Genomic DNA, 11,437 nt, shown 5'->3' with positions numbered 1-11,437 from the left:
TGCGGTCCGTGGCCCGTCTCTCCGCGCTCCTCGCTGGCGGGGCGTCGGGGTTCGGGTCTCGGGCCGGCCGGTCACTGGCCGGCGCGTGCGTCGCAGGTGAACGTCGATTCCGCCCAGTCCGCGAGCGCCACGGCACCGTGGGGGCCCCGTGGCTCGACCACGAGACGGACGGTCCCGCGGCCGGTGAGGTCCACGTGGACGGGCACGGCCGGATCACCGCCCGCGATCACCCGGGAGCGCCACAGCCGCACGCCGTCGGCGTACACCGAGAAGGAGACCGTGCCGAACCCGGCCGTCAGGTCGTCCAGGCCGGCCCGGGCGTCGTAGGCGGAGCACGCGCGGTTGAGTGCGACGGTGACGGAGGACCGGCCGTGGACGGTCACCCCGGGCCCGAACCGCCTGCCCGCGACCGACATGCCGTACCGCTGCCAGACCCAACTGCTCGCGCCGATCCGCATCTCGGGCTCCGTACCGTCCCCGGTGAGGTCGTAGTCGAGCTCGCTCCACCGGTAGACCGCGGGAGCGGGCGGAGGAGGCGCCGCGGGAGCCGGCACGGGCGCGGACGTCGTGCCGGGGGCCGGGCCGGGCGGCGGCGGGACGCTCGGGGACGACGGCTCCGGCGCGGGCGCCGACGGCGAGGGGAGCGCCGGGGACTTGAGGACCGACGGCGACGCGACGGACGCGGGGGCGGGCGTCGGGGCCGGTCTCACCGACTTTTCACCGGCCGGCGGGGGCTTCGTGGTGTGCTTCGTCCGCGCCGGTGCCGGCGACGGCGGCTCGGGCCGGACCATCGGCGAGGAGGCCGGCGGCGGGGGCGCGGGCGGTGGCTTGTCCGCCGGTCCGTTCTGGGCGGTCACCGCCAGCGCGATGGCCGTGACGGCGACGGCGGCGACGCCGGCCGCGACGCCGGCCGCCACCGAGCCGCCCAGCCGCTCGGACCCGGCCACGGCATCCTTTCCGCCGGACGAGACCCCCGCGCCTCCGGCACCCGACGCACCCGACGCTCCCGCGGCCGGCTGCGCGCCCGTCCCGCCGGACGAACCGCCGCCGACCGGGGCCGCCGCCCCCGTGGCGCCCGCCGCCCCCGCCCCACCGGCGAGGATCCCGAGCGCCTTGGCGTACCCGGCCGCGCCGAACCAGCCGAGGACGGCGACCGGTACGGCCGCGGGGATCGCGCCGGCGACCTCCTCGATCTGGCCGGCCGCCACCCGGCACCTGGCGCACTCCTCCAGGTGCCTGCGCAGGCCCCGCTCGGCACGGGCGCGCAGCCGGCCGCGGGCGTAGGCGCCGAGCCGGCCGGCGTGGCGGGCGCACTCCGCGTTCCGCGCCAGGGCGGCGCTGACGTGCGCCTGGAGGTGGGCCTGCTTCAGTCCCTCACGGGCCCGGCCGGCGAGCACGCGCGTGCCGTTGGCGTCCAGCCCGAACAGCGGGGCGACCTTGCTCGGCGGCTCGTCCTCGACCTCGGTGTGCCAGAGCACGGCCTGCCACCGCTCGGGCAGCGAGCGGAAGGCGCGCACGGCGAGGGACTGCTCGGCCTCGTGCATCGCCCGCACGTCGGCGCCGAGTTCGAGCCCCGCTCCGGGGAGGCCGGGGGCCGCCGGGTCACCGGGCGCCTTCGGGCCGTACTCGGCCTGCGCCGCGAACACCGCGAAGTCCTCCACCAGGTGCTCGCGCCTGGCCGTCCTCGTCCACTGAGCCGCGACGCGGCGGACGGTGGTCAGCAGATACGCGCGTACGGCGTGCTCGGGGCCGGAGCCGCCGCGCACCGCCTGGAGCACGCGGGCGAACACCTCGGCGGTGAGGTCGTCGGCCGTGTGAGCGTCACGGCAGCAGGTGGCGGCGTACCGGCGCACGGCGTCGGCATGGCGCCGGCACAGCTCCGCGTACGCCGTGTCGTCGCCCTCCCGCACCCGCCCGACCAGTTCCGCGTCGGACGGCGGCAGCGGCGCCGCCGGTGGCGGCAGGACGCCTCCCCCGTGTCCCTCCCGCTGGGCGGGGACGCCGTCCGGGTGCGGGACGCGCCCGCCGCCCGGTACGCCGCCCCACGCCGGCGGGCGGTCGTCCAGCGGTGCGCTCCCCTGGGCGGGCACACCGCCCTGCGCTCCCACGGCGTCGTCGGCCGGCACACCACCCTGAGCCGGAACCCAGCCCTCGGCCGCCGCCCCGTCGTGGGCCCCCGGATCGTCATGGGCCCCCCGATCGTCGTGGGCCCCCGGATCGTCCCGGCCCCGGGGCCCGTCCTGGGCCGGGACGGCCCCCTGGGTGGGCCGTCCGCCCTGGGCGGGCAGACCCGCCTGGGCCGGATCCTCGTCCGGGGCGGCGCACCCGTCTTCCGCGGCAGGCACGACCCCCTGGGCCGGCCGACCGCCCCGGGCCGGTGGACCCCCTTGGGCGGGCAGGCCGCCTCGGGGCGCACCCTCGTCCTCGGTGGGGGACCCGTCCTGGGCGGCACCGCTTCCGCGCGCCGCGCCCGGTCGCCCGCCCTGGCTCGGGACCTGGCCGGGGCCCGCGCCGTCGGCGTCCGTCTCCTCGTCACCGAGTGACTCGTCGCGCCCGTCAAAGCCCATCGCGGAAAGCCCCCGCCTGCCCAGCCGTCCCGATCACCGGGTCAGCGTGCCACAGGGCCCTCCGGCCGGGACGCGGCTGTACGAGGCGTGCACACCCCTGTGAGGATCCGAGGCGCCGCCCGGCTCACGCCCCTTGGGGCCACGGGGGCTCAACAGACGCCGCGTACCAGGCAGTCCGGGTGCCGATCCCGCGTTCCCGGCTCAGGCGCGAGCCGGGCGCCCGGCACGGCACCCGACACCGACAATCACCCTTTCGAGTGACCTCACACCGGATCGCCCATGAGCGGACCTCCCGGCCGTGCCTGCCACCCGCTCGCGCCACGTCCGCCCAAGCCGACGTCCGCTTGGGCCGGTGGCCGCTCGGGTCGACGTCCGCCGGGGCCGATGGCCGCTCGGGTCGGCGGCCGTCCCGTCCCGTGCCTGCCACCCGCTCGCGCCACGTCCGCCCAAGCCGACGTCCGCCTAAGCCGATGGCCGCTCGGGCCGATGGCCGCTCGGGTCGCCGTCCGCTCGGGCCGACATCCGCCCGGGCCGAGGCCCCCAAGCCGACGTCCGCCCGGGCCGACGGCCGTCCCCGTCCGCAGTCCTCCCCGTCGGCGACCGTCCCCGCCCAAGACCGCCCGCCCGCTCACACCGGCCGCGACCGCAGGCCCTCCAGCAGGATGTCCAGCAGCCGGGCCGAGGCGGCCGCCTGCTGCGCCGCGTCCGGCAGTGAGGGCGCCGCCGTCGCGATGACCAGCAGCACGTCCGACACCGACACGTCCGTGCGCAACTCGCCCGCCGTGCGCGCCCGTTCCACGAGCTGTCCCACGACGTCCAGCAGCGCCGCCGCCCCCGGGGCGTCGTCCACGGCGACCGCCGGGACCGCCCGGACGTCGTCCGGGATCGCCCGGACGTCGTCCGGCGCCGGCCGCGGCTCCTCCGCGGCGGACTGCGCCCGCTGCTGCGGCACCCGCGCCGCGCCCGGTCCCGCCGCCTCGTCCGCCACCCCGACCCGCAGCACCTGCGGCGGCAGCAGCCGCCCGGCGCCGGAGGCCACCGACGTACGCAGGAAACGGGACAGTGCCGACCACGGCTCGTCCTCCTGCCCGAGCGCCGCCCGCGCCTGCTCGGTCAGCCGGGACGTCTCCTCCTCGGCGATCCGCCGCACCAGCACGTCCTTGCTGGGGAAGCGCCGGTACACGGTGCCGACGCCGACCCGCGCGCGCCGCGCCACGTCCTCCATCGGCGCCCCGTACCCCAGCTCGCCGAAGACCTCCCGCGCCGCCCGCAGCACATGCTCCAGATTGCGCTGTGCGTCCACGCGCAGCGGAGCCGTCCGGACCGCCCGGGTCTCGTCCCCGCGCCGGTCGGCTGCCGTGCTCATCGTCGCGCCGCCCGGTACGAGGGCGGACGCGGTCGTCCAACGAGAGTCGTGAGTGTGCATAGTGATCCCCCGGTAATGACGTCTCCCCCCGGAGACGCTCCCCGCCACTGAATGCGGGATGAGCGGAACGGCTCTCGTGCGTGAGCGAGCGAGCCCGCCTCCGAGATCCGGTGGACCTCGCGGACTCGTTCGACCACATCCCCTGCACCCCGTCGACACACGAACATAGTTGAGAGGGGGTCAATTCAGAAGGGGCAGGTTCCGCACGGAGCGCCCCCCGATCGGAGCACGGGTCGCATACGTCCGGATTGCATCCCCTCCCGGACCCCGGCCCACACACCCTGACCTGCGCACTCTCCCCCCGCACCGGTGATTCGGCCAACCGTACGCTGTCCGGTCCGACCGTCACACACATTGCCGGGGCTGTGGACAAACGACAGCGCCGGGTGCGTCATGGGAGGGTGAAGGAACGTGCGCGCATTCTCGTTGTCGGCGGCGGCTACGTCGGGATGTACACGGCACTGCGTCTGCAGCGGAGGATGAAACAGGAGCTCAGGCGGGGCGAGGCCGAGATCACCGTCGTCACGCCCGACCCCTACATGACGTATCAGCCGTTCCTGCCGGAGGCCGCCGCCGGCGCGATCTCCCCCCGGCACGTCGTCGTCCCGCTGCGCCGCGTGCTCGGGCAGTGCCGCATCGTCGTCGGTGAGGCGACGGCCATCGACCACGCCCACCGCACCGCGACCCTCGTCACCCTCGCCGCCGAGGAGGGCGCGCTCCCCGAGAAGGTGACGTACGACGAGCTGGTGCTCGCGCCCGGCTCGGTCTCCCGCGCCCTCCCCGTCCCGGGCCTCGCCGAACACGGCATCGGGTTCAAGACCGTCGAGGAGGCCATCGGCCTGCGCAACCACGTCCTGGAGCAGATGGACATCGCCTCCTCCACCCGCGACCCAGCGGTCCGCGACGCGGCCCTCACCTTCATCTTCGTCGGCGGCGGGTACGCCGGTGTCGAGGCGCTCGGCGAGCTGGAGGACATGGCCCGCTACGCCACCCGCTACTACCACAACGTCGAGCCCGACGACATGAAGTGGATCCTCGTCGAGGCCTCGGACCGCATCCTGCCCGAGGTCGGCGAGGAGATGGGCCGCTACACGGTCTCCGAACTGCGCCGCCGCAACGTCCTGGTGCTCCTGGGGACCCGCCTGGAGTCGTGCGCCGACCGCGTCGCCGTCCTCAGCGACGGGCAGCGCTTCCCGACTCGCACGCTCGTGTGGACCGCCGGCGTCAAACCGCATCCCCTCCTCGCCGCCACCGACCTGCCACTCGACGGGCGCGGCCGCCTCAGGTGCACCGCGCGGCTGACCGTCGAGGGCGTCGACCACGCCTGGGCCGCGGGGGACGCCGCCGCCGTCCCCGACGTCACCGCCCGCGAACCCGGCAGCCTCACCGCCCCGAACGCCCAGCACGCGGTGCGCCAGGCGCGGGTCCTCGGCGACAACATCGCGCACTCCCTGAGGGGCGAACCGCTCGAGACGTACGGGCACCGCTACGCCGGGTCCGTCGCCTCCCTCGGACTGCACAAGGGCGTCGCCCAGGTCTACGGACGCAAGCTGAAGGGCTACCCCGCGTGGTTCATGCACCGCGCCTACCACCTCAGCAGGGTGCCCACCCTCAACCGCAAGGCCCGCGTACTGGCGGAGTGGACGCTGGCGGGCCTGTTCAAACGGGAGATCGTCTCCCTCGGTTCACTGGAACACCCCCGGGCCGAGTTCGAACTGGCGGCCGGGGGCAAGCCGCCGCCCAACCCGAAGGGGTCGTCCTGACCGGACCCAGGAACTCCACCGGACGTTCCCACGTCCGACATATGCCGGTGCGGCCGGCCACCCTGCCAGACTGGTCCCCGTTCGCGGGCGGGCAGCCGTTCGCCCCCGTTCGTCCCTGACGCTTTTTCTCCTGTGCCGCACCCGGGGGCAGTAAGAATGAGCGGTCACCGCGGCGCGGCCCCCAGATCCCCGGCCGGGCCCGGAGCCGGCCCGAGACGACGACACGAGGCAAGGATTCGTGAACTTCACGCGCTGGAGCGCCCGGCTCCCCGGAACGCAGCGCCGCGCCGCCGCGCGGACCGATCACATCGCCACCGCGGAACGGCGGGGCGAGGGCGCCGTACCCCAGGCCCGCGGCGCCCTCGGGCAGCAGCCGGCGGACGACGCGGAGCCCGCCTCCGGGGACGGGACGGCGCGCGTCCCGGCCGTCGACGAGCTGCCCGCACGGGAGGTGCTCGACCGCGTGCCCGCCCTCGTCGCCCTCGTCCACGGCACCGACCACCGCATCACCTACGTCAACGACGCCTACGTGTCCGCATTCGGTGACCGGCCCGCCGGCGCACCCGCCCGGGAGGGCCTGCCCGAACTGCGCGAACTCGGCCTGTTCCCGCTCCTCGACCAGGTCCTGCGCAGCGGCAGACCCCGCACGCTCAAGTCCCGCAAGGCGCCGGACGGCCGCTCGTACACCTTCACCTGCACCCCGGTCGCCGCGGCCGACGACCGCTGCGGCCTGGGCGTCCTCGTCTTCGCCACCGACGTCACCGACCACGCCGAGGCCGCCGAGCGGCTGCGCGCCAGCGAGCGCCGCCAGCGCGAGACCGCGGTCACCCTCCAGCGCTCCCTGCTGCCGCAGGTGCTGGAGCAGCCCGACGACCTGCGCATCGCCGCCACCTACCAGCCCGGCGGCACCGAGGCCGCCGTCGGCGGCGACTGGTACGACGTCATCACCCTCGGCGGCGGCCGCACCGCCCTGGTGATCGGCGACGTGATGGGCCGCGGCGTCCGGGCGGCCGCCGTCATGGGCCAGCTGCGCACGGCCGTGCGCGCGTACGCCCGCCTCGACCTCCCCCCGCACGAGGTCCTCCAGCTCCTGGACGGACTCGCCACGGAGATCGACGCCAACCAGATCGCCACCTGCGTCTACGCCGTCCACGACCCGAACGAGGGCCGGCTGGTGTACGCCTCCGCCGGCCACCTGCCCATCCTGGTCCGCGACGACAGCGGCACGGTCCTGCGCGCCGACGAACCGACCGGCCCGCCGCTCGGCACCGGCGGCTGGGTGCACACCTCCGGCTCGGTCCCGCTGGGCCCCGGCTCCACCGCGGTCCTGTACACGGACGGCCTGGTGGAACGGCGTGACGAGGACCTGGACGAGGGCATCGCCGCCCTGGAGCGCGCCCTGGCCGGCGCGACCGGCAGCCCCCAGGTCGTCTGCGACCGCCTGGTCCGCTCGGCGGGCGTCCTCGCCGACCACGACGACGACGTGGCGGTCCTCGTCCTCCAGCACCCGGCCCGCACCGGCCCGCAGAACGAGCTGTTCCGCAACGCGGCGCTGGAACTGCTCGGCGGTGTCGAAGCGGCGCCCCGCGCCCGTGCCTTCGCCTCCGGCGTGCTGACCAGCTGGCGGTTCCCGCCCGAGGTGCACGACCTCGGCGTCCTCGCGGCGAGCGAACTGGTCGCCAACTCCCTCCAGCACGGCACCCCGCCGATGCGGCTGCGACTGCGCCGCACCGACCGCCGCCTGATCATCGAGGTGACCGACGGCGACGACCACCTGCCGCGCCGCCGCCGCGCGGAACCCGGCGACGAGTCGGGCCGCGGCATCGCCATCGTGGCCACGATCGCCTCCGGCTGGGGCTCCCGCCGCACCCCGGGCGGCGGCAAGGCCGTCTGGTGCGAGTTCCTGCTGCCGCGGACGGCGGGGTGACCCGGCCCGGCCATCGGCCATCCGGGTGACGAGAGGCCGGCCGAGTCGAGGCGAGCGCGTCGAGAGGCGGGCCGAACCTGGACAAGGACGTCGACAGGCCGGCCGCGGCGGGGCGCGCACGACGAGCGGCCGGCCGGTGCGAGGAGGCACGACCAGGAACCGGCCGCCGCCGGCGGACGCGGGGCGGCCGACGCAAGCCCGGGGGAGACGCCCCCGACGGCGTCCGTGGGGCGCAAGACCCGGCCGGCCGGACACCGGATCCCTGCCCGCGGCCGACCGCGCCACCGGCACCGTGCGCCTCATCCGACCGAGTCGGGCGAACGGGTGGGCGTCGCGCGCCACCTAGGCGAAGCCACCGGACGGTGCTACATGCTCCCCATGGCAGACGCACCCGGCTTCCACCTCAGAGGCAGCGACCCCGAGCGCTACGAACAGTACGCCGCACCGCTCACCGCCCCCTTCGTCACCGCGGCCCTGGACGCCGTGGATCTCTACCCCGGCGCGACCGTGCTCGACCTGGCCTGCGGCACCGGCATCACCGCCCGCGCGGCGGCCGCCCAGGTCGGGCCCTCCGGCCGCGTCTTCGGCGCCGACGTGGACGAGGGCATGCTCGAGGTCGCCCGGGCCCGGCACCCGCGCCTCTACCCGGACATCGAGTTCACCGCGGCCTCCGCCGACGCCCTGCCCTACTCCGACGCCGCCTTCGACGCGGTCGTATGCCTGCAGGGCGCCCAGTTCCTCCCCGACCCGGACGCGGCCTTGACGGAGACCGCCCGCGTCCTGCGCCCCGGCGGCCGCTGCGCCCTGACCGTCTGGGCCGACCGTTCCCGCTCCCCGTACTTCGACGCCCTCCACGACGTCATCGAGCAGTACGCGGGTCCCGAGGCCGCAGCGGAGCACGCCTCCCTCTTCTCCTGCTCCGCCGACCGACTGACCACCGCGCTGCGCACCGCCGGACTCCGCGAGGTCGCGGCGCACGACACCACGTCAGGGATCACCCTGTCCCCGTTGGCGGACTTCACCAGCGACCACCTCTCGGCCCTTCCCTGGGCCCGGCAGATCACCAAGAACCGGGGCCCCCAGGCCCTGGCCGCCGCGGGCCGCGCCCTCGCCGACCGCCTCGCCGATCGCCTCGCCCCCGATGGCTCGGCGACGCTCCCCTTCACGGCGGTCCTGGTCACGGCCGTCCGCTGACGGCACGCCCGGCACGACGGAGCGGCCGCCACCCGAAAGGGTGACGGCCGCCCGAACTGCCCCGACGCGGGGCGATGCTCACGCCTCCACGGCCGCCGGCTCCGCCGCCGCACCACGGGCGACGACCCGGCTCCGCGCCGCCCACGGGTGGTCCTGCACGGCGGTGAGCCGCCGCCCCAGCCGTAGGGCCAGGACCGAGATGCCGAGCGAGAACAGCAGGAACGTCACGATGTACGGACCGTGCAGCGCGGCCGCCAGCGGCCCGCCCACCGCCGGCCCCACCGCCAGCGCGAGCTGCTTGACCAGCGCGAACGCCGAGTTGTACTGCCCCGCCAGACCGGCCGGCGCGAGATCCGCGACCAGGGGCGCCAGCGTCGGCGACAGCATCGCCTCACCCAGCCCGAACAGCGCGTACGTCGACACGAACGCGGCTGTCGCCATCGCCTGGCTGCCGTGGCCGAGCCCGGCGTACCCGGCCGCCGCCCATGCGACGGCCCACACCAGCCCCACGGCCGCGATCACCCGGGAGCGCCGGCGCCGCTCGACGAACTTCAGCACGGCGAACTGCGCGACCACGATCATCAGCGTGTTCGCGGCCAAAGCCGTCCCCAGCGTGGACGTCGAGATTCCGGCGGCCTCCACGCCGTACGCGCTCAGCCCCGACTCGAACTGCCCGTAGCAGGCGAAGAAGAGCACGAAGCCCAGCACGCACAGCCGGACCATCGCCCGGTTGCCCAGCAGCTGCTTCCAGCCGCCCGGCACGGACCGCGCCGGCGCGTCCTCGATCCGCGGCGAGTGCGGCATGCGCACCGTCGCCATCACCGCGACCAGCAGCAGGAACACAGCGGCCTCGATCGCGAACAGCAGAGTGAAGGAGGAGACCCGGGTCGTGTCGACGAGGTGGCCGCCGATGAGGCCGCCCACGCCCAGCCCGAGGTTCTGCAGGAAGAACTGCATGGCGAACGCCCGCGCCCGGGTGTCCGCCGTCGAGCAGTCCACGATCATCGTCGCCAGCGCCGGCTGCATCACGGCCTGACCGGCACCCAGCGTCGCGGCCGACAGCAGTACGCTCGCCGCGCCGCCCGCCAGCCCGAGGCTCAACGCCCCCAGCGCGGCGGTGACCAGGGCGGCGATCAGGACCGGCAGCGGGCCGCGCCGCACGATCGCCCGGCCGGCGAACGGCAGCACGATCAGCGCGGCCACGGCGAAGACGGCGAGGACGAACCCCGCCGTCATGGCTCCCAGATCCCGCACCTGCGCCACATAGACGTACAGGTAGGGGACGGTGAAGCCGAGCCCGAACGCGCTGAGTGCGTTGCCCACGTGGATCCGGCGCATCTCTGCGCCCATCGCCCTGGTCACGTTCACCTCTCTCGAGTTGGTGGGTCAGATGGTGGAGTGCCTCAGTAACTGAGAAACTGAAGACTTAGAACGTAAACTTCGAAGCTAAAGAGTACATAGAGAAGGACTTCAATACCAAGCCAGCCCGTGCCATACTGCGGACATGGGCGACACCCCCGGCAGCCTCAGTGAGCCGTCACTCGAAGAGCAGATCGCGGCCTACCAGCGCGAGTTCCAGGACCTGGACCCGCAGGTGGAGAAGATCGTCTCGGCGCTGTCCCGGCTGAACCGCCGGATGAACGTCGCCTACGGCCGGCAGACCGCCGCCCTCGGCATCAGCAACACCGACTGGGAGGTCCTCAAGGCCCTCGTCCTGGCGGGCGCCCCGTACCGCATGGGTCCCAGCGACCTCGCCAAGCGGCTCGGCCTCACCCCGGCCGCCATGACCCACCGCATCGACCGGATGGTCACCGAGGGCCTGGTCACCCGCGAACGGGACGAGAACAACCGCGTCCGGGTCATCGTCGAGCTGACGCCCGACGGCCGGCAGAAGTGGCTGGAGGCCATGCGCCTGGCCACGGTCTTCGAGGCGGACCTGCTCCAGGACCTGTCCCAGGACGAGCGCTCGGCCCTCGGTGAAATGCTGGCCCGGCTCCTGCGCAGGGTGGAGCACGCACAGCCGGACGCCGGCGGGCGCCTGGTCGACCTCGACTAAAAAATCTTGACGCGGGCTGTTGACAGCCCCTTGGCGGATCCGTAAGGTTCTTCGAGTTGCCACGGAGCGGTACTGCTCCCACGGCGACCGTCTGCCGCACGAGCGGCACCCCTCACACCACAGCACGACTGCCCGGCCGGGTCGCATTCGGCATCTCCGAATTCGGTTCGAATGGGTCTCCCAGATCTTGATCGGCGCCCTGGCGGCCCGATTGGGAATCGCCGGGAGAACGCGCTAAGGTTTGAGGCGTCGGAAGGGCCCAACGGCCCGGACGACAAGCCCCCCTGACTGGGGATCAGGCCGGAAAAGGGTCTGATAGAGTCGGATCTGCCGGAAAGGGAAACGCGGAAGCGGGAACCTGGAAAGCGCCGAGGAAATCGGATCGGAACGATCTGATAGAGTCGGAAAAACCGAAGGGAAGCGCCCGGAGGAAAGCCCGAGAGGGTGAGTACGAAGGAAGCGTCCGTTCCTTGAGAACTCAACAGCGTGCCAAAAGTCAACGCC

The 11,437-nt window shown here is 74.6% G+C and carries 8 protein-coding genes; 5 read left to right on the top strand and 3 right to left on the bottom strand.

The window, feature by feature from the left end:
- Positions 1–71 precede the first annotated feature (71 nt).
- Positions 72–1,964: a sigma-70 family RNA polymerase sigma factor gene (locus tag ABZ920_RS22740; protein ID WP_361508061.1), complete on the bottom strand. Its 1,893-nt coding sequence runs from the start codon at positions 1,962–1,964 to the stop codon at positions 72–74.
- A 222-nt stretch (positions 1,965–2,186) separates the two neighbouring features.
- On the opposite strand from ABZ920_RS22740, the gene ABZ920_RS22735 reads away from it, so the two are divergent.
- Positions 2,187–2,543: a hypothetical protein gene (locus ABZ920_RS22735; RefSeq protein WP_361507901.1), complete on the top strand. Its 357-nt coding sequence runs from the start codon at positions 2,187–2,189 to the stop codon at positions 2,541–2,543.
- A gap of 652 nt (positions 2,544–3,195) precedes the next feature.
- Here ABZ920_RS22735 and ABZ920_RS22730 read toward each other — a convergent pair.
- On the bottom strand, positions 3,196–3,993 hold the full coding sequence (locus ABZ920_RS22730) for a helix-turn-helix domain-containing protein (protein ID WP_361507898.1): 798 nt from the start codon (positions 3,991–3,993) through the stop codon (positions 3,196–3,198).
- 401 nt (positions 3,994–4,394) lie between these two features.
- On the opposite strand from ABZ920_RS22730, the gene ABZ920_RS22725 reads away from it, so the two are divergent.
- The 3 genes from ABZ920_RS22725 (at position 4,395) to ABZ920_RS22715 (ending at position 8,877) form a co-directional block, all read left to right on the top strand.
- Positions 4,395–5,756, top strand: coding sequence for an NAD(P)/FAD-dependent oxidoreductase (locus ABZ920_RS22725; RefSeq protein ID WP_361507895.1), 1,362 nt, complete (start codon positions 4,395–4,397; stop codon positions 5,754–5,756).
- 238 nt (positions 5,757–5,994) lie between these two features.
- The gene (locus tag ABZ920_RS22720) at positions 5,995–7,683 is read left to right on the top strand and encodes a SpoIIE family protein phosphatase (RefSeq protein ID WP_361507892.1); all 1,689 of its coding nucleotides are present in this window, start codon (positions 5,995–5,997) and stop codon (positions 7,681–7,683) included.
- Positions 7,684–8,061: 378 nt separating this feature from the next.
- Positions 8,062–8,877: a methyltransferase domain-containing protein gene (locus tag ABZ920_RS22715; protein ID WP_361507889.1), complete on the top strand. Its 816-nt coding sequence runs from the start codon at positions 8,062–8,064 to the stop codon at positions 8,875–8,877.
- A 78-nt stretch (positions 8,878–8,955) separates the two neighbouring features.
- Here the strand turns inward: ABZ920_RS22715 and ABZ920_RS22710 are convergent, their stop codons facing one another.
- Complete coding sequence (locus tag ABZ920_RS22710; RefSeq protein WP_361508058.1) at positions 8,956–10,215, bottom strand: MFS transporter; 1,260 nt, start codon at positions 10,213–10,215, stop codon at positions 8,956–8,958.
- A 166-nt stretch (positions 10,216–10,381) separates the two neighbouring features.
- On the opposite strand from ABZ920_RS22710, the gene ABZ920_RS22705 reads away from it, so the two are divergent.
- Complete coding sequence (locus ABZ920_RS22705; protein ID WP_361507886.1) at positions 10,382–10,933, top strand: MarR family transcriptional regulator; 552 nt, start codon at positions 10,382–10,384, stop codon at positions 10,931–10,933.
- Positions 10,934–11,437: the final 504 nt, after the last annotated feature.

Source organism: Streptomyces sp. NPDC046831, from assembly GCF_040645305.1.
Classification (GTDB): domain Bacteria; phylum Actinomycetota; class Actinomycetes; order Streptomycetales; family Streptomycetaceae; genus Streptomyces.
The sequence above is the reverse complement of the archived record's forward strand: the minus strand, read 5'-3'. Positions and strand labels throughout refer to the sequence as shown.